11 protein-coding genes are annotated in these 25124 nt (G+C 70.8%); 9 read left to right on the top strand and 2 right to left on the bottom strand.

What is annotated here, in order from left to right:
- The first annotated feature begins 12 nt into the window (after positions 1-12).
- The 9 genes from ACFVYI_RS02330 to ACFVYI_RS02290 all read left to right on the top strand — a co-directional run bounded on the left by ACFVYI_RS02330 (position 13) and on the right by ACFVYI_RS02290 (position 23730).
- Positions 13-3543, top strand: a complete 3531-nt coding sequence (locus ACFVYI_RS02330) for a type I restriction endonuclease subunit R (protein WP_387880616.1) — start codon at positions 13-15, stop codon at positions 3541-3543.
- A gap of 5 nt (positions 3544-3548) precedes the next feature.
- Positions 3549-4331: a M48 family metallopeptidase gene (locus tag ACFVYI_RS02325; protein ID WP_387880613.1), complete on the top strand. Its 783-nt coding sequence runs from the start codon at positions 3549-3551 to the stop codon at positions 4329-4331.
- Positions 4332-4439: 108 nt separating this feature from the next.
- The gene (locus tag ACFVYI_RS02320) at positions 4440-6557 is read left to right on the top strand and encodes an AIPR family protein (protein ID WP_387880610.1); all 2118 of its coding nucleotides are present in this window, start codon (positions 4440-4442) and stop codon (positions 6555-6557) included.
- A 1036-nt stretch (positions 6558-7593) separates the two neighbouring features.
- Positions 7594-8385: a thioesterase II family protein gene (locus ACFVYI_RS02315; RefSeq protein ID WP_387880607.1), complete on the top strand. Its 792-nt coding sequence runs from the start codon at positions 7594-7596 to the stop codon at positions 8383-8385.
- A gap of 299 nt (positions 8386-8684) precedes the next feature.
- Positions 8685-9554 (top strand): sterol desaturase family protein, encoded by an 870-nt coding sequence (locus ACFVYI_RS02310; RefSeq protein WP_387880604.1) that lies wholly within the window; start codon positions 8685-8687, stop codon positions 9552-9554.
- Positions 9555-9901: 347 nt separating this feature from the next.
- Positions 9902-19381, top strand: coding sequence for an amino acid adenylation domain-containing protein (locus ACFVYI_RS02305; RefSeq protein ID WP_387880602.1), 9480 nt, complete (start codon positions 9902-9904; stop codon positions 19379-19381).
- Between the two features lie 190 nt (positions 19382-19571).
- Positions 19572-20762, top strand: a complete 1191-nt coding sequence (locus ACFVYI_RS02300) for a cytochrome P450 (RefSeq protein ID WP_387880599.1) — start codon at positions 19572-19574, stop codon at positions 20760-20762.
- A 203-nt stretch (positions 20763-20965) separates the two neighbouring features.
- Complete coding sequence (locus ACFVYI_RS02295; protein WP_387880596.1) at positions 20966-22675, top strand: phytoene desaturase family protein; 1710 nt, start codon at positions 20966-20968, stop codon at positions 22673-22675.
- On the top strand, positions 22672-23730 hold the full coding sequence (locus ACFVYI_RS02290) for an MDR family NADP-dependent oxidoreductase (protein ID WP_387880594.1): 1059 nt from the start codon (positions 22672-22674) through the stop codon (positions 23728-23730). Before ACFVYI_RS02295 ends, ACFVYI_RS02290 begins: the two co-directional genes overlap by 4 nt.
- Before the next feature lie 74 nt (positions 23731-23804).
- Here the strand turns inward: ACFVYI_RS02290 and ACFVYI_RS02285 are convergent, their stop codons facing one another.
- Together ACFVYI_RS02285 and ACFVYI_RS02280 are read right to left on the bottom strand one after the other, a co-directional pair.
- Positions 23805-24386, bottom strand: a complete 582-nt coding sequence (locus tag ACFVYI_RS02285; protein ID WP_387880591.1) for a TrmH family RNA methyltransferase — start codon at positions 24384-24386, stop codon at positions 23805-23807.
- The gene (locus ACFVYI_RS02280) at positions 24383-25024 is read right to left on the bottom strand and encodes a class I SAM-dependent methyltransferase (RefSeq protein ID WP_387880589.1); all 642 of its coding nucleotides are present in this window, start codon (positions 25022-25024) and stop codon (positions 24383-24385) included. The genes ACFVYI_RS02285 and ACFVYI_RS02280 overlap by 4 nt, the downstream gene beginning before the upstream one ends.
- Positions 25025-25124: the final 100 nt, after the last annotated feature.

Here is a 25124-nt window from a genome sequence, read left to right as displayed (position 1 = left end):
GAAGGCGCGGGCATGGCAGTGCAGACCGAGCGGGACGAGGTGGAGCGGCCCATCGTCGCGCAGCTCCAGGCGATGGGGTGGCGGCACGTCCCCGGTACAGAGATCGGCACGCTCGACGTCGAGACGCCGCTGCTCGTAGACGAGCTGGATGAGGCCCTGCGCCGGATCAATGTCCGGGCATCGGACCACGAGCCCTGGATGGACGGGACCGACGTCAAGCGGTCCATCGCGGAGCTGGCGTCCGTCTCTCTCGGGAAGGGCGGCGCGCAGGCAAACTTCGACGCCACCGACCTGCTGCTCAGCGGACTCGTCCTCTCCGGCCCGTCCGCCGCGCACGGCGGGGCCTCGGCCACCGTGCAGTACATCGAATGGCACGAGGACCGGGCCGTGCTCAACGACTTCACCGTCGTCGACCAGCTCCGCGTCCAGAACCGGTCCGGGGAGCTGTCGGTCCTCGACATCGTTCTGTTCGTGAACGGGATCCCGCTCGTCGCCGTGGAGTGCAAGAGTCCCGATCTCGCCGACCCGATCCGCAGTGCCGTGCTCGATCTGCGGCACTACGCCGGCGACCCCGTCGCCGACGACGAACGCGACGACCCCGCGCTGTTCGCGCCCGCCGGAGTCCCGGAGCTCTTCCGGACCGTGCAGCTGCTGGTCGCCGCGACCGAGGGGAGTGCCTATCTGGGCACCGTCACGTCCACGCCCGATCACTTCCACCCCTGGCGGAGCATCGAGCCGCAGAACGAGGCGACGCTGAGGGCGGAGCTGCCTGACCACACCGGCAAATTGAACGAGCGGCACAAGCTCGTCGGGGTCGTCCTGCGCCCCGCTGCTCTACTCAACGTCGTACGCCACTACATCATCCCGCTCCCGGTCGAGACCGAATCCGGGGGGACCCGGACGGTCAAGGCCGTCGCCCGGCACCAGCAGTACCGGGCGACGGAAAAGTCCGTGCACAGGCTGCTCACCGGCAGGGCGCGCGGCGGCTCCGTGGCCGACGACGAGCGCGGCGGGATCATCTGGCACACCCAGGGCTCCGGCAAGAGCCTGACCATGACGTTTCTCGTGCGCCGGATCCATCTGCACCACCGGCTCAGCGAGTTCATGGTCGTGGTCGTCACCGACCGTACCCAGTTGCAGGACCAGCTCTCCAAGACCCTGAAGCTGAGTGAGTCCGACGTCGAGACCGCCGCGACCCGCCCGGAGGTGGAGGGGCTGCTACGGGACGGCGGGCGGCGGGTCGTCTTCGCGATGATCCAGAAGTACGGGAACGGGTTCACCTTCGCCGCCGAGGCGACGGGCGACGAGGACGACCGGGACCTGGCGGAGGAGTACCAGGAGGCCGAGCGGGCCGGCGCGGGCCGGCAGTCCGACACCCAGCCGCCCGTGGTGAACTTCCCCGAGTGCAACACCTCGTCCGACATCCTGGTCCTGGTCGACGAGGCTCACCGCTCGCACACCAACACGCTGCACGCCGCTCTGCGCAAGGCTATTCCCAGGGCGGCGAAGATCGGTTTCACGGGCACGCCGATCATGACGGGCCGGCTGGAGGACACCCGCCGGATCTTCGGAGGCTTCCTCGACACCTACCGGATGGCGGAGGCCGAGCACGACAGGGTCGTCGTCCGCATCCGCTACGAGGGCCGCACCGGTGAGGGCAAGGTCTTCGATAAGGACGGCCTCGACCGGAACTTCGCGGATCTGGTCCGCGACCTCACGGACGACGAGCGCAACGCGCTGCGGCGCTCGCCCACCGCACGCGACGTCGCCGAAACCCAGCCCATGATCCGCGCGAAGGCCGAGGACATGCTGGAGCACTGGGTGACCTGGGTGCTGCCCGGCGGCGGCTTCAAAGCCCAGGTCGCGGCGGTCAGCCGAAAGGCGGCCGTCGAGTACCACAACGCACTGCGACTGGCCCGCGATACCCTCCTGGCCGAACTCGCCGCGTTCGACCCGGAGTCGGTGGCCGGCATGCCCCCGGAGAAGCTGCCCCGCCGACTGCGCTACCTGCACCAGGCCTACCAGTACCGCTCCCTGCTTCGCCGCATCGACTTCGTGCCGATCATCTCCCCGGGCGCGGAGCGCAAGCGCCGGGAGTGGCTGCACTGGACGGACAAGGACCGGCAGAAGGCGTACATCGAGCGTTTCCACCAGTCATTCCCCCACCTGCCGCCCGAGTCGGAGTGGGTCGCCACCACGCCCTTCCATGTACCGGCGCCGGACGTGCCGGGAACGAGCGCAGTCGGGGGTAACCCCTGGTCCCAGGAGCCTGTCGCGCAGCCGCAGAGCCAGCCGACGACCGTACCCGACCCCGTCCACCCCGAGAGCCCGATCGCCTTCCTCATCGTGAAGTCCATGCTGCTCACGGGCTTCGACGCCCCGCGTGAGCAGGTGCTGTACCTGGATCGGCCGATCCGTGGCGCCGAGCTCCTCCAGGCCGTCGCCCGGGTCAACCGGCCGATGCAGGGCAAGGATGTCGGCTATGTCGTCGACTACCACGGTGTCTTCGAGCACCTGTCCGGCGCACTGGCCGCCTACCAGCAGGCCGACATCGACGACACGATGCGCAGCCTGTCGGAGGAGATCGAGGGCCTCGGCCCGGCGGCTGAGGCGGTGCGCGCCTACCTCCGTGCGCACGGAGTGACAGAGGCGGATCTCTCCCGCCTCGGGCGGTTGGGCTCCGCGGCGCTGGCCTTCGAGGACGAGACCGCGAGGTTCGGGTACGACGAGGTGCTGCACCGGTTCCTCGCCGTGCTGGAACGCGTTCTGCCGCACGAGCACGGCTTGGACTACATCGCCGACGCCCGGCGCTGGGGGATGCTCCAGAAGCGCATCCGCAGGCTCTACCGGGATGAGTCGGGCGGTTCGTTCACCCTGCGGCGCTACGGCCGCAAGGTCCGGGCGATGATCGCCGACCACCTGGAAGGGCCGGAGATCGAGCAGGTCATCGCGCCGGTTTCGCTCGCCTCGACGGTCTTCGAAGACCGGGTTCGCGCCATGCCGCCGCGTGAGGCCGCGGCCGAGATGGGGCACGCGCTCCGCTTCCACCTGGAGGAGCGGGTCAAGCGGGAGCACCCGGCGAAGTACGCCGATCTCTCCGAGCGCCTGGAGGAGATCCTCCGGGAGCTCACCGGACGCTTCGAGGAGCAGATCGAGGCGTTCGGCCCGCTGATCGAGCAGGCCCGGCGAGAGGACGAGGAGGACCCGGAGCTCGCGGGGCTCACTCCGTTGGAACAACGGGTGTACCGGCTGCTGGAGCGGCTGATCACGGAGAGCCCCGGCGTCGTACGGGGGGACCCGGACGCCCGGCCCCTCGTCGACGCGGTGTGCGACACGGCCGCGCAGATCATGGTCAAGGCGTCGTACCAGGGGCAACACCAGGATCTCGACGCACTGGCTGATGCTATCCAGAATCAGCTGTTCGAAGGCGGTCTGCGGCCGGCAGGTACGGATTGGGCACCCCTGCAGGGTATCGCGCAGAGACTCGCGGTGTACGCGGCGGGCAACCGGCGGCAGTTCCTGGGCAGGCTGAGGGGAGAATAGGCGGGGTGACCGCCCTCGCCGATATCCGCATTCCCGTGGCCCTTGCTGAAGGGGACAGGCTCACCGTTGACGACCTGGTGCTGCGGGTACGGGTCAGCACCCGCCGCAAGCGGTTCGCGCTGACGGTGGAGGCGGACGCCGGGCTGACTCTGCACGCGCCGGAGGGCCGTCCGGCCGAGGACGGGCGGAGGTTCGTCCGCGAGCACCGAGCCTGGCTGATGGCCAAGGTCGGCGTACGGGAGCGGACCCGACCGCTGAATCCCCCGAAACGGCTGATCGAGGGCGAGGTCTTCCGCTACCTGGGACGGACGTACCGGCTGGTGATCGTGGCGGACCCACCTGCCGATGGCAGAGTGCGCCTGATCGCCGGGCGGTTGACCATGGGCAGGGAACAGGCCGAGGATCCGATCCGTGGGCGGGCGGTGCTGGTCGACTGGTACTGCCGGGCCGGCCACGCCTGGGCGGCAGGGAGGCTGCAGCCATGGGCGGCTCGGATGTCCGTGACCCGGCCGGTGGTGGACGTACGTGATCTTGACACGCGTTGGGGCGTGTACCGGCCCGACCCGAAGGGGCACGGGCCGGGCCGCATGAGCCTCGGCTGGCCGCTCTTCCAGCTGCCGATGCACCTGGTGGACTATGTCATCGCCCACGAGCTTGCACATGTGCGGGTCCCTGGACATGGTGCCGAGTACTGGCGGCTGCTGAGGTCGGCTCTGCCCGAATGTGAGTCCCGTCGCGGGGAGCTCGATGAACTGGGGCGGCGCATGTGGATGGGGGACGTGGTTTAGCAGGGGATGCTCGGTGGCAGTGTCGCGTCCTTCAGTTCGATCACGATGATGCCAGCGTCTGCGCTACCGTCGAGCGGAGCGGACCGGGATAGGCACATTGGGGTGGGCATGGCCAGGACGAACAACGGCGACCTCACGGCAGTTCGACAGGTCGGTCGCATGCTGGATGCGGCGTTCGACGGTCGTATCGACATGTCCGACTTCGAAAGCAATTCCGAGGAGCAGCGCAAGAAGGCATTCCGGTCCCGAGCGCTGGCCGCCCTGGCCGTGCGCATGGTCACTGGCTGGCAGAGCACGGACGCAGCGGAAGCGGTCATCGACGGGCGGGATGACCAAGGCATCGACGCCATCGCCGTCACGAGTAGCCCTCCGCATGTCTACCTGGTGCAGGCGAAGTGGAGCGACCAGGGGCGGGCGACAGCTCGAACCGATGCCATCCTCAAGATGTTCGCGGGGCTGAGGCTGATCGACGGGGAAGAGAGCAGCCAGTTCAACCCGCGCGGTCAGCTGTTGGCCGAGCAGGCCAAGGAGGCCATGAGCGAGCAGGCGGTCGGGGTCACGCTGGTCACCGTTCTGATGGGCGCCGAGCCGCCGTCCAGAGAAGTTCTCAATGAACTGGTCAATGGAGAGCGCGAGTTCAACACCCATGGCGACAGGGTCGACCATCGCTTCCTGCATGCTTCGGATGTGTGGAACTGGGCGCGTGCGGACGCCGCGCCGGCGCCCGTGACCATGTCGGTGAAGATGGAGCCGTGGTTCTCCCTCGACGTACCCCACCAGGCGTTCCAGGGAGTGGTCAAAGCGGAGCAGGTTGCCGGCTGGCTGGACACCCACGGCACCCGACTCTTCGAACTTAATATCCGGAACCCGTTGGACGGCACGCTCGCGAATGAGGAGTTGGTCGCCACACTGACGGACGAACCCTCGCTGTTCTGGTACTTCAACAACGGAATCACCGTGCTCTGTGACACAGTGGATCCGCTGTACGACTCGATGCGAAATCCCCACGGCGGACCGGTGGTTCTTCGGCTCACCGGGGCGAGCGTCGTCAACGGTGCTCAGACGGTCAGGGCGGTCCAACGAGCGCTCGAGTCCTCCGATGATCCGGCGACAGCGCGCGTAGGTGTCCGGGTGATCGCGACCGGTGGTGCGACCGACTTCTCCTCGCGCACCACCCGGGCCACCAATCGGCAGAATCAGGTTGGGCCGCGTGATTTCGCCGCCCTGGACCCGGTTCAGGCGGAGATCCGTGCCGATCTCCGGGCCGAGCTGGGCAAGTCGTACTCGGTGAAGCGTGGCGAACTGAGCCCCTCACCCGAGACGGGTTGCTCGCTTGATGAGGCAGCTGCTGCCCTTGCCTGCGCCCACCCGAACGCCGAGTATGCGGGCAGGACGGCCAGTTCACTGGACACGTTGTGGGAGCGGGGCAGCAAGGAGACCTACGACATCCTCTTTCGGCCGCAGCCGAGCGCCTTCCAAGTATGGCGCTCTGTCGTGACGATGCGGCTGATCCGCAATGAGCTGCACCGGCTGCGGCCCACGTACGAGAAGCTCCCGGCCGCGGTCCTCGAGCACGGCACCTACCTGATGTGTCATTTGGTGTTCCGCCAGTTGGGGACGGATCGGATTGACGACCCGGACCTCGATTGGGAGAGCGACTTTCTGCCCCAGGTGCCGGCGGCCGTCGAGGCGCAGCTCGCCGCACTGGTCGACGTCCTCGAAAAGGGTTACACGTCCCGGGTTCAGGGACTCCTCAGCGATCCCGACAAGTGCCGCGAGCTCGCCGCGAAGGTTGCCGGACTCGGGGCTACGGGCGGGGATACGGCCGGACTAGTCGACCGATACGGCAAGCAGACTCAGGCGCGAAAGCGGCGACGGCCCAATGCCGTGCCCACGCTGGTCGATCACCAGGCGATCAAGGAGGGGGCGCCGCTGCGTTTCGTGCCGATGAACTCCATCGAGCAGGAGGCCCTGGCCGACTGGTTGGCGGAGGACGATCGGCGTTCACGGGTCACTTGGGTCAACGACCGGACGAAGCCGCTGCTCTGGGAGGCAGACGGCCTGCGGTACTCGCCTTCCGGGCTGGTCACGCTGATGTGGGGGCAGGCGAGGTGGGAAGAGCGGCCGGTCTCCAACCAGGGGACGGCCCGCTGGCAGACATCGGAGGGCGCCACTCTTGCAGCGCTGGCCTTTGCTCTGCAGGACGGTAACGCCGAGTCCGACTGAGCCTAGCTGGGCCGCCCCGCCGCGGAGCCCCCGCTGGTGAGCGCTGTGCGGCAGGGCAGCTCCAGCTGTGGGCGCAGTGGGTGTCACAGCGTGGGCCCTTGTAGAGAAGCGACAAGGCGGTCCAAACCGCCGTCGAGTCGCTCATGGTTGTTCCCTGGTGGACGGTCGGTGGACGGACGCCTATGGACGGCACGGCACCGGTTGGCACGGGCCAACCTGTCGCGCACCGTCTGATCAGCTGAAACGTCACGAGGTGGCATGGCTTGGCACCGCGCATCACGACCGCCGGTGATCTCGTAATGCGTAGGTCATGGGTTCGAATCCCATAGGCGGCTCTGTGAAAGCCCCAGGACTCACTCGCCGTGACCTGGGGCTTTTGCCTTTGCCGCATCCGTCGCCGCCGTCGCGCGCGGCGGCCCTCGTGTTCGCGGTCTCGGTTGCGGCCGGTCGGGGCCAGGGTGCGTTTCCCGTTCGCCTGGCGGCCTCACGGGTCGTCGGAGCGGTCGTCCCGACGTAACGGCTGGTCATGCTGGTCTGCGTGCGACCGAGGATCCCCATGATGGTGAAGGGGTCCAGCCCCGGCTCATCGAGGATCGCGCCTGCCCGGTGGCGGCTCCCGTCATGCCGGCGTCGGTCCTCGGCGCTTGGCCTCGTCCAGCAGTTCGCCGGACTCCTCCCGGTCGTCGTGCGGGTCGATCGGTCGGCCGTCGGGGCGGCAGGGCACCAAGTCGTGCTCCCGTGTCGGCCGTCCTCCTGGGTGAACGGGTTCGCGTCCACCTCTTCCGGTGATGGAGGGGTGGCCGGCGTGGCGACGCCGGAAGGCCCGGTCGGATTGGTCCGGTCGGGCCTTTCGCGTTCTCCGGGGGTGGGTGGGGGTGGGGTGATGTGGCGTCATGGGGGTGGTGGTCAGGGGGGTGGGTAGGGGTGGGGCGGGGCGTATGAGGGGGATGGGCATCTGGTCCCGGTGCGGCGGCGGGGCTTGAATGGCAGCCAGGTGGGCCGTCTCGGGTGGCCCGGGGGAGGGTGAGGGATGGGAATGCCACGGTACGCAGCGGCGCCGGAACGGAGCAGTCTCTGGATCCGGCGGTTCCAGCCGGCGCCCGCCGCGCCGGCGCAGTTGGTCTGCTTTCCGCACGCCGGGAGTTCGGCGGGGTACTTCCTGCCGGTGGCGCGGGCGATGCCCACCTCGGTGGACGTGTTGGCGGTGCAGTATCCCGGGCGGCAGGACCGGGCCGGCGAGGCGTGTGTCGAGGATGTCCACGAGCTCGCGGACCAGGTGGTGCGGGAGCTGCTGCCGTGGGCCGACCGGCCGTTCACGCTGTTCGGGCACAGCCTCGGGGCGTCGGTGGCGTTCGAGGTGGCGGTCCGGATGGAGCGGGCCGGGATCGCGCTGCAGGGGGTGGTCGTCTCCGGGCGGCGGGCGCCGTCGCGGCCGCGTGACCCGTCGCAGGACGTGCACCGGTCGGACGACCGGACCCTGATCCGGGACCTGGAGCGGTTGAGCGGGACGGATCCGCTGATGCTGCGGGACCCGGAGATCCTGGAGATGGTGCTGCCGTCGGTCCGCAGCGACTACAGGGCCGCCGAGACGTATCGCAGCCGGCCCGGCGGGGACCGCATCGGGCAGCCCGTCCTGGTGCTGACCGGGGACGCGGATCCGCAGGTCACCGCGGCGGAGGCGGAGGCGTGGGCCGGGCACACCACCGGCGGCTGTTCGGTGCGGACCTTCTCGGGTGGGCACTTCTTCCTCAGCGACCACTCGCTGTCGGTGAACTCGGCGATCAGCGCGTTCATCGCCGGGCGGAACCTGCCGGCGCGGCTCGGTTAGCCCGTCCGCCCGTCCGCCCGTCCGCCGATGGGCGGGCGGGCGGACGGCTGTTCGGTGTCGGTGGTGTGGCCGCGCCGATGACGCATGAATGACATATGTCGGTCCTTTGATCCGACGATGAGAAAGCGTCGTGCGGAGCCGGTGAATCGGATAGGGAATCGTATGGCTACCTATTATCCGACAAATTACGGCGCTTGTGATTCTTTTCAAAAATGCCTCGCATCCCCTTCCGGGCACCGTTAGTATCGGAACGAATGCTTTCAGTGATCGTTCGATGGTGGCTCGCGAAGGGGGTAGCCATGGGTGAGCAGGTGCGCTCCGTGCTACGTCACGTCGCCTACCCATTCCTACTGGTCACGCTTGTGTCGATAGCGACGGCGGCCCTGCGCTGGCGCTGGGATCTCGGTCGGGTGAGCCAGTTCTTCCTGATTGGAACGATCGGCTATCTGACGGTTCTCGAATGGTTGATCCCGTACGAACCTGCATGGCGACCGAGTGTCGGCGAGTGGGGCTGGTACGGCACCTACTTCGTGCTGACGATGATCGGTGGGGCGCTGTCGCAGGTGCCGGTGTCGGCCGTGGTCGGGTGGGCGGCGCCGCCGCATCCGACGCTGCCGCTCTGGGTGGAGATTCCGGCGGCGCTGCTGCTGGGCTCGCTGGCCAATTATCTGATGCACCGATGGAGTCACACCAATCGATGGCTCTGGCGGCTGCACGGAGTGCACCACGTGCCCGACAAGGTGAACGTCGCCAACAACGGGGTCAATCACATCGTCGACGTGCTGCTCACCCAGGGGGCCGTGCAGCTCTCGCTCGCGCTGGCGGGCTTCTCGGCCGAATCGGTCTTCGTGGTGGGTCTGTTCGTGGTCGCCCAGGGCTACTTCGTGCACGCCAATGTCGATGTCCGGATCGGTGTGCTCAACCACGTCTTCGCCGGCCCGGAGCAGCACCGGTTGCACCACAGCGTCGATCTGGCGGAGGCCGGCCACTACGGGTCCGACCTCTCGGTCTGGGACCACGCCTTCGGCAGTTTCACCTGGCGGCCGGGCCGCCGACCGGCCGTGGTGGGGCTGCAGCATCCGTCCGACTTCCCCCGGACGCGTGAGGTGATCGCCAGTCATCTCCAGGCCTGGCACCGGCCGGTGCGGGCCGACGACTACCCGGTCTGACGTTCCGCTCCCAGCCCCTCCTGTTGTCCGTACGTTCTGTCCGCCCCTTCCGACTTCTCGCCGACCGCCGTCTCCCCGTCGTCCTCCGCGATTCCGAACGCGTTCCGGTGGCGCCGTCCCGCGCGCCGCCGTCCGCCGTTCCCTCTCGCCGCCGCCTGCTCGCCGATCTGCTCCGCCGCCGCTCTGCCGTCCATCCGTCCGTGCACTCCCCGACCTTCGGCCTGTCCCCTTCGGCCGGTCCGGTCTCCGGCCTGCCCGTGACCGGTCCGCAGCCGCCGTCCCTCCGCCCGCGCGGCGCTCCCACGCCCGTGTCGCGCGCGCGAACGCATTGACACAAGGACTCGACCATGACGGACTCATGCCTCGCCGCACTCCCCGATCCTTCTGATTCCCCGACCGCCTCCGACGCCCTCTGTGCCGCCCCCGCCGCCTCGACTGCCCCCGCCGCCACCGTCTCCGCCCCCGCCGGTGGCCCGGAGAGGATCGCGATCATCGGTATCGGCTGCCGGTTCCCGGGCGGTGCCAGCGACCACCGGTCGTTCTGGCAGAACCTGGTCGACGGCAAGGACTGCATCACGCCGACTCCGCGCAGCCGGTACGACGTGGGCACGCTCGGCAGTCGGGACAAGGCGAAGCCCGGCCGGCTGGTCGGCGGCCGGGGCGGCTACATCGACGGCTTCGACGAGTTCGACCCGGCGTTCTTCGGGATCAGCGGCCGGGAGGCCGACCACATGGACCCGCAGCAGCGGAAGCTGCTGGAGGTGGCCTGGGAGGCCCTGGAGGACGGCGGGCAGAAGCCGGGCGAGCTGGCGGGGCGTGACGTCGGCGTCTACGTGGGCGCGTTCACCCTGGACTACAAGATCGTCCAGTTCTCGGACCTCTCCTTCGAGACCCTGGCCGCGCACACCGCCACCGGCACCATGATGACGATGGTGTCGAACCGGATCTCGCACTGCTTCGACTTCCGGGGGCCCAGCGTCTCCCTGGACACCGCCTGCAGCTCCTCGCTGGTCGCCGTCCACCTCGCGGCCCAGAGCCTGTTGCGCGGCGAGACCGACCTCGCGCTGGCCGGCGGCACCCTGCTGCACATCGCGCCGCAGTACACCATCGCCGAGACCAAGGGCGGCTTCCTCTCCCCGGAGGGCCGCTCGCGCACCTTCGACGCCTCGGCCGACGGTTACGTCCGGGCCGAGGGCGTCGCGGTCGTCGCGCTCAAGCGGCTCTCCGACGCCCGGCGTGACGGCGACCCGATCCACGCCGTCATCATCGGCAGCGGGGTCAACCAGGACGGCCGCACCAACGGGATCACCGTGCCCAACCCGGACGCCCAGGTGACCCTGATCGAGCGGGTCTGCGCCGAGGCCGGCATCACGCCCGGCGGCCTCCAGTACGTCGAGGCGCACGGCACCTCCACACCGGTCGGCGACCCGATCGAGGCGAACGCCCTGGCGCGGGCGCTGGCGGTCGGCCGCCGCCCCGGCGACAAGTGCTACGTCGGCTCGGTCAAGACCAACATCGGGCACACCGAGTCCGCCTCCGGCCTGGCCGGGCTGATCAAGACCGCGCTGGCGCTGAAGCACCGGCTCATCCCGCCGCACATCAACCTGGAGCGGCTCAACCCGGCGATCGACCCGGCCACCCTGCCGTTCGAGATCCCGACCGAGCCCACCCCCTGGCCCGAGCACCAGGGCCCGGCCCGGGCCGGGGTCAACTCCTTCGGCTTCGGCGGCACCAACGCCCACGTCCTGCTGGAGGAGGCCCCCGGGACGGCGCCGGCCGAGGAGCCGGCCGCGCGGGCGTCCGGCCCCACCGTCCTCCCGCTCACCGCCCGCGACGCCGCCGCCCTGCCCGAGCTGGCGGCGGGCATCCAGGGCGAGCTCGTCGGGGCGCGGGGCGGCGCCCCCGCCCGGCCGGCCGACCTCGGCCACACCCTGGCCCACCGCCGCCAGCACCTCGACGCCCGGCTCTCCGTGGTCTACGAATCGCGCGAGTCGCTGGACGAGGCCCTCACCGCCTACCTGCGCGGCGAACCGCACCCCCGGGTGCTGACCGGTCAGCGGCGCGAGGCCCGGCACCGTCGGCTGGCCTGGGTCTTCACCGGCATGGGCCCGCAGTGGTGGGGGATGGGCCGCCGGCTCTTCGCGACCGAGCCGGTCTACCGGGAGGCCGTCGAGCGCTGCTCCGAGCACCTCGCCGAGCTCACCGGCTGGTCGCTGACCGACGAGCTGGCCGCCGACGAGGCGCACTCCCGGATGGCCGAGACCTGGCTCGCCCAGCCCGCCAACTTCGCCGTCCAGGTCGGCCTCGCGGCGCTCTGGCGCAGCCGCGGCGTGCGGCCGGACGCCGTGGTGGGTCACAGCACCGGTGAGGTCGCCGCCTTCCACGAGGCCGGTGTCTACGACCTGGCCGACGCGGTCAAGGTGGTGGTCCACCGGAGCCGGCTCCAGCAGAAGCTGGCCGGTACCGGTGGCATGCTCGCCGTCGCCCTCACCGAGGCCGAGGCGGTCCGCCGGATCCGCCCGTACGGTGACGCGGTCTCGGTGGCGGCGATCAACAGCCCGACCTCGCTCACCCTCGCCGGGGACGAGACGGTGCTCGCCGAGCTGGCTGCCGCGCTCACCGCCGAGCAGGTCTTCGCCCGCCTGTTGACCGTCGAAGTGCCGTACCACAGTGCCCGGATGGAGCTGATCAAGGACGAGCTGCTGGAGTCGCTCGCCGACCTCAAGGCCCGCCCCGCGCAGGTGCCGCTCTACCTCACCGGCCAGGAGGGCACCGCGCACGGCCCCGAGCTGGACGCTGCCTACTGGTGGCGCAACGTCCGTGACAGCGTCCGCTTCCAGCAGGCCGTGGAGCGGCTCGGGGACGACGGGTACAGCCTCTTCCTGGAGGTCGGGCCGCACCCGGTGCTGGGCCGCTCGATCCAGGAGACGCTGGAGGCCCGGCCGGGCGGGGCCGACCTCCCCGAGGTCCGGACGCTGCCCTCGATCCGGCGCCAGGAGGACGAGCGGACCACCTTCACCACCTCGTTGGCCGCCCTGCACAACCTCGGCGTCGAGGTCGACTGGTCGGTGCTGCAGCCGGCCGGGCGCCCGGTGCCGCTGCCGCGCTACCCCTTCAAGCGGGACCGGCACTGGGTCGAGCCCCGGGCGGTGGAGCAGATCCGCCGGGGCCGGTTGGACCACCCGCTGCTCGGCCGCCGCCTCGCCGGTGCCGAGCCCGCCTGGGAGGCCCGGCTGGACGCCGAGGCGCTGCCCTACCTGGAGGACCACCGGATCCAGGGGCGGGTGCTGTTCCCCGCCGCCGGGTATCTGGAGATGGCCGTCCAGGCGGTGCGCACGCTGACCGGCGGCGCCGACGCCGCGCTGGCCGGCATCGAGCTGCGCAAGGCGCTCTTCCTGCCCGACGACGAGAGCCGCGCCGTCCAGCTCACCCTCTCCGCGGAGAACGGCTCCTTCACCATCAGCACCGGCACGGCGGGGTCGGCCGACGGCGTCGCCGGCGACGGGCCCGAGCGCACCGTCCACGCCGTCGGGACCGTCCGCCCCGGCCAGCGCCGGCGGCCCGGCCACCGGTTGGACGCCGAGGGGATCCGCGGGCGCGCCGTCCGCCACCTGACCGGCCCCGACTGCTACGCCGCGCTGGCCGGCCTGGGATACCACTACGGGCCGGCGTTCCAGGGCATCGACGAGGTCTGGATCGGCCCCGGCGAGGCGCTGGCCGTCGTCCGGCCGACGGCGGCGATCACCGGGCAGGGCGCCGGTCACCAGGTGCACCCGGTGCTGATGGACGCCTTCTTCCAGACCCTGCTGACACCCCAGCTCCTGGTGGCGGGCCCCGCGGGCACGGGCATCAAGCTGCCGCTCGCCATCGACGAGGTCCGCCTGGACGCGGTCGGCGAGCAGCCGCTCTGGGTGCACGCCACCGTGACCCGCGACGGCGGGGACGAGATCGTCGGAGACATCGCCGTCCACGACGAGAGCGGCACCCCGCTGGGCGGGATCACCGGCTTCCGGGTCGCCGACGTGGAGAAGGCCTCCACCGCCGTCGGCCTCGCCACCATCGACGGCTGGCTCGTCGAGCCCTCCTGGTCGGAGCTGCCGGCCGGGTCGGACGCCCCCGACCAGCTGGCCGAACACCCCGACCACTGGCTGCTGTTCGCCGACAGCCGGGGTATCGCCGACGAGCTGGCCGCCCGGATCACCGGGCGTGGCGGCAGCTGCCACCTCGTCCGCCCGGGCAACGGCTACCGGACCTCCGCCGACGGGCGCGAGTCCACCGTCGAGCCCGGCTCCGCCGCGGACCTCGGCCGGCTGCTGGCCGACCGGCGGGCGGCCGGGGCATCCGATCCGGCCGCCGTGGTCCACCTCTGGAACCTCGACCGGCCCGCGCTGGCGGCCGCCGACCACGCCACCGTCGCCGGCCACACCGGCACCGGCGCGTACAGCCTGATCACGTTGGCCGCCCTGGTCTCCGCCGAACTGCCCGACAGCAGGCTGCACATCGTCACCCGGGCCGCCCAGGCCACCGCCCCCGGCGAGCCGGTGGAGCCGCTCGGCGCGCCCGCCTGGGGGATCGGCCGGGTGCTGCGCCACCAGGAGCTGCCCGGGCACCCCGGCAAGCTGATCGACCTCGGTCCGGCCGATTCGGTCACCGAGGAGGCGGCCGCGCTGCTGCGCGAGTTCGCGCTGGCCGACGAGGACGAGATCGCGCTGCGCGCCGGTCGCCGGCTGACCAACCGGCTGCGCCCCGCGGAGGGCCTGACCGGGCCGCTGCCGCCCAGCCTGCGCGCGGACGGCAGCTACCTGGTGACCGGCGCGTTCGGTGCGCTCGGCCGGCTGCTCTGCCGGACCCTGGTCCGTCGGGGCGCCCGTCGGCTGATCCTGGTCGGCCGCAGTCCGCTGCCCCCGCGCGAGCAGTGGCGCGGCCTCGATCCGGAGAGCGCCGCCGGTCGCAACGTCGCCTTCCTGCGCGAGCTGGAGGCGCTCGGCGCCCAGCCCGTGCCGGCGCCGCTGGACATCACCGACGAACGGGCCCTCGCGGACTGGCTCGCCGAGTACCGCGCGTTGGAGTCGCCACCGATCCGGGGCGTCTTCCACCTGGCCGGGCAGGTCCGCGACACCCTGGTGCCGGAGCTGGGCCGCGAGGTGTTCGACGCGGTCCACGGCCCCAAGGTGCTGGGAGCCTTCGCCCTGCACCGGCAGCTGGCCGGTGAGCCGCTCGACCACTTCGTGCTGTTCGCCTCGATCGCCTCGCTGCTGACCACCGCCGGCCAGACCAACTACGCGGCCGGGAACGCCTTCCTGGACGCGCTGGCGCACCACCGCCGGGCACTCGGCCTGCCCGCGCTCAGCCTGGACTGGGGCCCCTGGGCCACCGGCATGATCGAGGAACTCGGCCTGATCGAGCACTACCGCACCAGCCGCGGCATGAGCTCGCTCGCACCCGAGAGCGGAATGGCCGTGCTGGAGCGGGTGCTGGGCCAGGACCGCGCCCAGTTGCTGGTCGCCACCGTGGTCGACTGGCCGGTCTTCCTCTCCTGGTACCCGGCCCCGCCGCCGCTGGTCGCCGACCTGGCGGCCGCCGCCCGGGAGAACGCCCCGGCGCCGCAGCGGAGCAGCCTGCTGGAGGCGCTGCGGGCGGCCGGTGAGGAGGAGCGCCGGGCGCTGCTCACCGAGCGCTTCATCGCGCTGGCCGCCGCCGTCCTGCGGGTGCCCGCGGCGCAGATCGAGCCCGCCACCGGCCTGAGCGGGCTCGGCCTGGACTCGCTGCTCGCGATGGAACTGCGGGCCCGGCTCAACACCGAGCTCGGCACCGCCCTTCCGGTGGTGGCGCTGCTCTCCAACGCGCCGGTGGCCGAGCTGGTCGCCCAGCTGCACGCCGGTGTGGCCGAGCTGATCGAGGACGACGGCAGCGGCACCGGCGCGGCCGAGGTCGAGCGGTACGAGGACGAGTCGCACCACCCGCTGACGCAGAACCAGAAGGCGCTCTGGTTCCTCAAGCAGCTCAACCCGGACGGCTTCGCCTACAACATCGGCGGTGCGGTCGAGGTCCGGGTGGAGCTGGAGCCGGAGCTGATGGCCGTCGCCTTCCGGACGCTGGTCGGGCGCCATCCCAGCCTGCGGGCCAACTTCGTGCTGGACGGCGGCCAGGCGGTCCAGCGGGTCCGCGCCGAGGTGGAGCCGGACTTCGGGGTCTTCGACGTCCAGGGCGTGGAGTGGCCCGAGGTCCATGACCTGATCGTCCGCGAGTACCGCAAGCCGTACGACCTGGAGCGCGACCCGCTGGTGCGGTTCCGGCTGTTCAAGCGCGGGCCGGAGCACTGGGTGATCATGAAGGCCGTCCACCACATCATCTCGGACGCGATCTCCACCTTCACCTTCATCGAGGAGCTGCTCGCCGTCTACGAGGGGCTGCGGCAGGGCCGGGCGCCCGAGCTGCCCCCGGTCACCGCCCGCTACCTGGACTTCCTCAACCGGCAGAACGAGTTCCTGGCCGGCCGCGAGGCGCCGCGGATGCTCGACTACTGGCGCTCGCACCTGCCCGCCGAGGTGCCGATCCTCGGCCTGCCCACGGACAAGCCGCGACCGGCGGTGCAGACGAACAACGGCGCCTCCGAGTTCTTCGCCCTGGACGAGGAGCTCAGCGCCCGGGTGCACGCGCTGGCGCGCGAGCACAACGTCACCGTCTTCATGGTGCTGCTCAGCGCCTACTACCTGCTGCTGCACGCCTACTCGGGCCAGGACGACATCATCGTCGGCAGCCCGGTGACCGGCCGCACCGACGAGGAGTTCGGCTCCGTCTACGGCTACTTCGTCAACCCGCTGCCGCTGCACGCCTCACTGGCCGGGGCGCCGACCGTGGCGGAGCTGCTGGCCCAGGTGCGCACCACCGTGCTGGGCGGGCTGGACAACCAGGAGTACCCGTTCGTGCTGCTGGTGGAGAAGCTCGGGCTGCAGCACGACCCGAGCCGCTCGGCGGTCTTCCAGGCGATGTTCATCCTGCTGCACCACAAGGTGGCCACCGAGAAGTACGGCTACCACCTGGAGTACATCGAACTCCCCGAGGAGGAGGGGCAGTTCGATCTGACGCTGTCCGCCTACGAGGACGAGGCGCAGCGCCGCTTCCACTGCGTCTTCAAGTACAACACCGACCTCTTCCTGCCGGAGACGACGGCCCGCCTCGCCCGGCACTACGTCAACCTGCTGGAGGGTCTGACCGGGGCGGGTGCCGAGCAGCCGGCCACCCGGCTGGAACTGCTCGCCCCCGCGGAGCGCAGGCGGGTGCTCCGGCAGTGGAGCGGGGCCGAGCGGCGGGTGGCCCACGAGGAGCCGGTGCACGAGCTGATCCTGCGGGCGGCCGCCGCCGACCCGGACGCCCCGGCGGTGGCCGTCCCGGTGGAGTCCGGCCCGACCGCCCGGCTGAGCTACGGCGAGCTGGAGGAGCGCTCCCGGAGCGCGGCCGCCCGGCTGCGGGCCCTGGGCGCCGGACCGGGCTCGGTGGTGGCGCTCTGCCTGGACAAGTCGCCGGAGCTGGTGGTCGCCCTTCTGGCGGTGCTCCGCACCGGTGCGGCGTACCTCCCGCTGGACCCGGGCCACCCGGTCGACCGGCTGGCGTACATGGTCGAGCACGCCGGCGCCGGTCTGCTGGTCGGCGACCGGGAGCGGCTCGGCGGGCTGTCGGCCAGGATCGTCGGGCCGGCCGAACTCGTCGGGCCGGCCGAACCCGCAAGGTCCGGTGCCGATTTCACCGACGTGCCGGTGGACCTCGACAGCCCGGCGTACGTCGTCTACACCTCCGGCTCCACCGGCCGGCCCAAGGCCGTCCAGGTCTCGCACCGCAACCTCGTCTCGGCCTACCAGGCCTGGCGGGCCGAGTACCGGCTGGAGACCGACGCCCGGGTCCACCTCCAGATGGCCGGTCCCTCCTTCGACGTCTTCACCGGGGACTACGTCCGCGCGCTCTGTTCGGGAGCCACCCTGGTGCTGGTCGGCCGGGAGCTGCTGTTCAACACCGCCCGGCTCTACGAGGTGATGCGGACCGAGCGGGTGGACGCCGGCGAGTTCGTGCCGGCGGTGGTCCGTACCGTGATCGGCCACTGCGAGCGGTCCGGTCTGCGGTTGGACTTCATGCGGCTGCTGGTGGTCGGCTCGGACGTCTGGAAGGTGGAGGAGTACGAGCGGCTGCGTGCGCTGTGCGGCTCGGCGACCCGCCTGATCAACTCCTACGGCCTCACCGAGGCCACCATCGACAGCGCCTACTTCGAAGGGCCGGCCGACGGCCTGGAGCCCAGCCGGATGGTCCCGATCGGGCGGCCGTTCCCGAACAGCGCCTTCTACCTGCTGGACGAGCACGGGCGGCCCGTCCCGCCCGGCGTGCCGGGTGAGCTGTGGATCGGGGGCTCCGGGGTGGCCCTCGGCTACCTCGGTGACGAGGAGCAGACCGCCCGCCGCTTCGTCACCCTGCCGCTCGGTGGGGCCGACGGCACCGAGCCGGTCCGGCTCTACCGCACCGGTGACCTCGCCCGCTGGGACGCCGGGGGCGGGGTGCACCTGCTCGGCCGGGCCGACTCGCAGATCAAGGTGCGCGGGCACCGGATCGAGCTCGGCGAGATCGAGACCCAGCTCGCCGAGTGGCCCGAACTCGCCCAGGCGGTGGTCATCGTCCGGCCCGACCGGAGCGGCGAGAACGTGCTCTGCGCGTACTGCGTCCCCGCCCCGGGGCGCACGGTCGACCGCCGGGAGCTCCGTCGCCACCTGGCCGGATACCTGCCGACCTTCATGATCCCGACGCACTTCGCCGAGCTGCCGGCGCTGCCGCTCACCCCCAACGGCAAGGTGGACGTGGCGGCGCTGCCCGCGCCCCGGGCGGAGGCCGACGGCCGGGCCGCCGAACCGCCGGTCACCCTCTACGAGGTCCGGATGGCCGAACACTGGCGGGCGCTGCTCGGGGTGGAGGAGCTCGGCCTGGAGCACGACTTCTTCGAGTCCGGGGGCAGCTCGATCAAACTGATCGAGCTGATCCACGGCCTGCAGGGGGAGTTCAACATCAGCATCCCGGTCAGCCAGCTGTTCAAGGTCACCACCCTGCACGGGATGGCCAAGACGCTGGAGCACATCATCACCGGCCGGCTCGACGGCGCCCAGCCGTACCTCTGGTTCAACCAGGAGCAGCAGCAGACGATCTTCTGCTTCCCGCCGGCCGGTGGCCACGGTCTGGTCTACCGGCAGTTCGCGGCGCACCTGCCGGAGTACCGGATGGTCGCGTTCAACTACGTCGCGGGGGACGACAAGGTCACCCGCTACGCCGATCTGATCGACGCCATCCAGCCGGACGGGCCGTGCGCCCTGCTCGGCTACTCGCTCGGCGGGAACCTCGCCTTCGAGGTGGCCAAGGAGCTGGAGCGGCGCGGCCGGGCGGTGCCCAATGTGGTGATCATGGACTCGCACCGGATCCTGGATTCCTTCGCGCTCGGCGACGAGCACGTCCAGGCCTTCGAGCAGGAGCTGGCCGAGCACCTGCAGCGGCACACCGGTTCGGACATCGTCGCCCAGGAGACCCGCGAACAGGCCAGGGACTACCTGCAGTTCTGCAGCCGCACGCCGAACCTCGGGGTGATCGCCGCGCCGGTCAGCGTGATCTCCGACGATGCGAAGGTGGCCCTCTACGCGGTGGGCGAGCAGGGTGCCTGGCACGGCAGTTCGGCCACCGGTACGGCGGTGTTCCGCGGCTTCGGCACCCACGCCGAGATGCTGGACCACGAGTACATCGCGCGCAACGCGGGGCTGGCCAGGGAGATCCTCACCGGGGCCGCCGCCGATGTGTCCTGAGACCTGCACCTTCCCCCCCGGCCCCGGCGGTCCCCGGAATCCCCGTGATCCCTACCGCTCCCACAGCCCTGACAGCCCTGACAGCCTTCACAGCCCTCACGGCCTCAAGAGCTCCACGAGTCCCAGAAGTCCTGCCACCACCAGTGGTTCCGGCAGTTCCGGCAGTCCCACACGAGAGGTGGACCACCTCATGCTCAGGCAGCATCAGCCGCTGTCCTACCCGTTCGAGTCGCTCGGCCTCGATCTCCACCCCCGCTACGCCGAGCTGCGCGAGCAGCCGCTGGCCCGGATCCGGCTGCCCTACGGTGACGGCGCCTGGCTGGTCACCCGCTACGAGGACGTGCGGACGGTGCTGGCCGACCCGCGCTTCAGCCTCGCCGAGGCGATGGGCCACGACCAGCCCCGGATGCGTCCGGTCGCCCGGAGCGGTGCCGGCCTGTTCTCCACCGAGCCGCCGGAGCACACCCGGTTGCGCTCGCTGGTGGCCAAGGAGTTCAGCGCCCGACGGGTCGAGCGGCTGCGCGTCCGGGCCCGGGAGTTGGCCGACGAGCTGGTCGACGGTCTGCTCGCGTCCGGTCAACCGGCCGACCTGGTCGAGGACTTCGCGATCCCGATGCCGACCACCATCATCTGCGAGGTCCTCGGCATCCCCGCCGAGGACCATCGGATGCTCTGGCAGTGGGCGGAGACGGTGCTCTCCGCCGTCACGCCCGGCGAGGTGCTCGCCGTGGAGGGCCAGGCGTTCATCGAGTACATGGCCGGTGTGCTGGACCTGCGCGGCCGCGAGCCCGGCGAGGACCTGCTGACCGTGCTGGTCCGGGCCTGCCGCGAGCAGCAGCTGATCAACGAGGACGAACTGCTCTCGATCGCCTGTGACCTGCTGATCGCCGGTTTCGTCTCCACCACCAACCAGATCGGCAACTTCTTCCACCAACTCCTGGTCAATCCTGAGGAGTTGCGCCGCCTTCGGGACAATCCCGAGCTGATTCCGAAGGCCGTCGAGGAGTTGATGCGGTACGTGCCGCTGCTCACCGGCTTCAGCCTGCCCCGCTACGCCACGGCCGACGTCGAGCTGGGCGGGGTGACGATCCGGGCCGGTGAGGCGGTGATGATCGCCACCGCCGCGGCCAACCGTGATCCGGAGGTCTTCGAGGAGCCGGAGCGCCTCGTCCTGGACCGCCCGGGCAATCCGCACATCGGTTTCGGCCACGGCGTGCACTACTGCATCGGCGCCCATCTGGCCCGGCTGGAGCTCCAGGTGGCGATCGAGACCGTGCTGGACCGGTTGCCCGGCCTGCGGCTGGCCGTTCCCGAGGACGAGCTGCGCTGGAAGGCGGACGCCATGGTGAACGGATTGCAGGCGCTACCGATCGCCTGGTGAGCGGCGCCCCCGGGCGACGGGCGACAGACGAGAAGCGGCGGGCACCGCGAACCGCGACACGCGCGGCGGCAGCGGCAAGCGGCAAGCAGCAACCGACAAGCGGCAGACGCGCGGCGGCAAGCGCAACGGCAAACGGCACGACCACGAGGAAGGCCAGGGAATTGGCACGGCAAACACCGCCGGCAGGGCGCCGACGAGAAACGATGATCATCGTGGGTGGTGGCCTCGGCGGCCTCTCCACCGGCTGCTACGCCCAGATGAACGGGTACCGCACCCAGGTCTTCGAGATGCACGAGATCCCCGGCGGCTCCTGCACCGGCTGGGACCGCAGCGACTTCACCTTCGACTGGTGCATCAGCTGGCTGCTCGGCAACGGCCCGGGCAACGAGATGTACCAGATCTGGTTGGAGCTCGGCGCCCTCCAGGGCAAGGAGATGCGGCACTTCGACGTGTTCAACATCGTCCGCGGCCGGGACGGCCGGGCGGTGCACTTCTACTCCGACCCCGACCGGCTGGAGGCCCATCTGCTGGGCATCTCGCCGGCCGACGCGGCACCGATCCGGGAGTTCTGCGACGGCATCCGGACGTTCCGCAAGGCACTGGCGGTCTACCCGTTCCTCAAGCCGGTCGGGTTGATGGGCCGGATCGAGCGCTGGCGGATGCTGGCCTCGTTCCTCCCGTACTTCAACACCATCCGGAAGTCGATCACCGTCCTGATGACCGACTACTCCCAGCGGTTCCGCGACCCGCTGCTGCGCGAGGCGTTCAACTTCATCCTCTACGAGAAGCACCCGGCGTTCCCGGTGCTGCCCTTCTACTTCCAGCTCGCCTCGCACGCCAACCAGGCCGCCGGGGTGCCGGAGGGCGGTTCGCTCGGGCTGGCCCGCTCGATCGAGCAGCGCTACCGCAAGCTCGGCGGCGAGGTGACGTACAACGCCAAGGTCGAGGAGATCCTGGTCGAGGACGACCGGGCGGTGGGCGTCCGGCTGAGCGACGGGCGGGAGTTCCGCTCCGACATCGTGGTCTCCGCCGCCGACGGCCACACGACGGTGATGAAGCTGCTCAAGGGCCGCTACCTGAACGACACCTACCGCAGGCTCTACACCTCGCTGATCGACGAACCGGGCCAGCTGTCGCCCGGGTACGTCGCGCTCTTCCTGGGTCTGCGCCGGCCCTTCCCGGAGGGCGACCCGTGCACCACCTACCTCCTGGACGAGCAGCAGGCCGCCGAGCTCACCGGCATCCGCTGCCCGAGCATGAACGTGCAGTTCCGCACCCGGCACTACCCGGAGCTGGCGCCCCGGGAGTCCACCGTGGTGTTCGCCACCTACTTCTCCGAGATCGACCCCTGGCGGGCGCTGCACGACGGCCCGGAGCAGTCCTCCCGGGTGCGGCGCGGTGAGGAGCTGCACACCCTGCCGGTCAAGCACGGCCGGGAGTACATGGCGGCCAAGCGCAGGGTCCGCAACGGGATCGTCTCCTTCCTGGACGAGCGCTTCCCCGGTTTCAAGGGCGCCGTCTCGGTGGCGGACGTCTCGACCCCGCTGACCCAGGTCCGCTACACCGGCGTCTACGACGGCACCTTCCCGGGCTGGAACCCGTTCGTCGAGGGCAGCGAGACGGTGGAGCAGGAGATCAAGAAGAACGGTCCGGTGCTCCCGGGGCTCTCCGACTTCTACCTCTCCGGGGTCTGGGCCACCATCGGCGGTCTGATCCGGGCGGCCGCCGCCGGCCGGCACGTGATGCAGTTCATCTGCCGGGACGACGGGCGGGAGTTCCACGCCGAGATCGACCTGAGCGCGCCGCCGCCCACCCATCTGATCCTCCCCGTCGCCCGGCCGCCGAAGCAGCAGACCGGTCCGGTCGAGGAGATCCCGTCCACCAGTACCGTTTCGACAGGGGCCCTGGCATGAAGATCGAGAAGTGGGTGGTCCGCGAGCACCTCGACGGGGTGCCGGACGTCAACCGGATCTACCGGAAGGTGGTCGAGGAGGTCGAGATCAGGCTCCGGCCGGACGAGATGCTCTTCCGGACCAGGTACGTCTCGGTCGACCCGTACCAGAACGGCCTCGCGTTGGAGACGCCGATCGGCCACCACATGGGCGCGGACTCGATCATGGAGGTGCTGGAGGCCGGGCCGGAGGCCGCCTTCCGGGTGGGCGACCTCGTTCAGGGCTTCGGCGGCTGGCGCAGTCACCTCGTCCACAACGGCGCCGAGGAGGTGTGGAAGACCGGAATCTTCCCGATGCTCTTCCCGGCCTACCGCCGGCTCGATCCGGCCCAGTACGACGAGCGGCTGCCGCTCTCGACGGCGCTCGGCATCATGGGGGCGCCCGGGATGACGGCCTGGGGCACGCTGACCAAGTTCCTGGAGGTCCGGCCCGGCGACACCGTGGTGATCAGTGGTGCCTCCGGCTCGATCGGCACCCTGGTGGGTCAGCTGGCCAAGCGCGCGGGCGCCGGCCGGGTGGTCGGCACCACCGCTTCGGCGGGCAAGGCCGCGTACCTGAAGGAGCTCGGCTTCGACGAGGTGGTGCTCTACGACCAGGCGGACGATGCCGAGAAGGTCCGGGAGGCGCTGTTGCTCGCCGTTCCGGACGGCGTCGACCGCTACTTCGACAACCTCGGCGGCACCGTCACCGACGCGGTGTTCACCATGCTCAACGTGGACAGCCGGGTCGCGGTCTGCTGGCAGTGGGCGACCACGGTGAACGGCGAGCTGACCGGGCCCCGGCTGCTGCCGTACATCATGTTCCCGCGCACCACCATCCGTGGGATCTTCGCCCAGGAGTGGTTCGACGAGCAGCAGTTGGCGGCGATGCACGAGGACCTCGGCGGGCTGGTCCGGCGTGGCGAGATCCGCTACCACGAGACCGTCCACAAGGGCTTCGACGAGATCCCGAAGGCCTACCGGAGCCTCTACGTGGACCGGGAGGCCAACCGGGGCAAGGTGCTGGTCGAGGTCTGAGAGGTACGAGCCCCAACGGGCAAGGGCGGTACGAGCCGCCGGTGGGAGAGGGCGCCCGCCCTCTCCCACCGGGGTCACTCGTCGTCGAGGTCCAGGTCCAGGCCGCCGGCGTCGCTGCCGTCCGGGGTGCCGCTGATCGCGTACCCCTGGCGGCGCGCCTCGTAGCAGGCCACCGTCGCGGCGGCGGAGACGTTCAGCGAGCCGACCCGGCCCAGCTGCGGGACGAAGACCACCTGGTCGCAGAGCGCGAGCGCGTCGGGGGTGATCCCGCGGTCCTCGTGGCCCAGCACGAAGGCCACCGCCGGGGTCAGCTCGGCGGCGAACATCGGCACCGCGTCGTCCGCCAGCTCCAGACCGACCACCTTGAAGCCGTCCGCCTTGGCCGCGGTCACCGCCTCGGCGACGGTGGGGAAGTGCTCCACCTTGAGGTACTTGTCGGTGCCCATCGCGGCCTTCTGGGCACCGGAGGAGCGCACCGACGGGGTGTCGCCGGTGAGGTACAGCTTCTCGGCGCCCATCGCGGCGCCGGTCCGGACGACCGAGCCGACGTTGAACGGGGACTGGAGGTTCTCCAGGATCAGCGCGAGCCGGAACTCGTTGCTGCGCCGCCACTGGCGGTGCAGCCGCTTCAGTTCGGTCCCGCGGAGCTGCTTCACGACGTCGTACCTCGTCCACTCTCGGGGCCCGCGCCCTCCGGGCGGGGCCGCGCTTCCAGAATTCGGAACCCGTTGACCGACGTGACGCGGGTGGTCGGGTAGTCCTGGTCGTTCAGCCACTTCTGCAGCGAGTCCGATCCCAGGTGCTTCTGGACCACCAGGAACGCCGAGCCGTCCGGGGTGAGCCGGCCGAGCCACTGGTGCAGCAGCCGGCGCAGTTCGGCCTTGCCGACCCGGATCGGCGGGTTGGAGTAGATCGCCGCGAACCGCTGGTCCTCGGGGACGTCCTCCGGCAGCGCCGCCTGCACGTTGCCCAGGCCGAGCGCCTCCGCGTTCAGCCGGACCAGCTCCAGCGCGCGGGTGTTCACGTCGACCGCCCAGACCGGCAGCCGCTTGCGCCTGGTCGCCCAGGTCAGCGCGATCGGGCCGTAGCCGCAGCCGATGTCCAGGATCGGGCCGCGCACCCGGGGCGGCGGCGCGTGCTCCAGCAGGATCCGGGTGCCCGGGTCGAGCCGGCTGCGGGAGAACACGCCGGCGTCGGTGGTCAGTTCCAGGGTGACGTCCGGCAGGGTGACCGTGATCGGACGCCGCTCGCTGGCGACCTCGGGTGCACCGGTGAAGTAGTGCGAGCCGGACATGATTTCCCCGTCGTTCGTAAGGGCTTCGGGGCCACCGGGTGGGTGAGGGTAAGCCCTGCTGGTACGGCACTGATCGTACCCCCGGTGGCCGCGGCCCCGT

This window comes from Kitasatospora sp. NPDC058218 (assembly GCF_042882445.1).
In the GTDB taxonomy this organism is placed as follows: Bacteria; Actinomycetota; Actinomycetes; order Streptomycetales; family Streptomycetaceae; genus Kitasatospora.
Note: the sequence above shows the minus strand (reverse complement) of the source record. Positions and strands in the feature narration are given on the sequence as shown.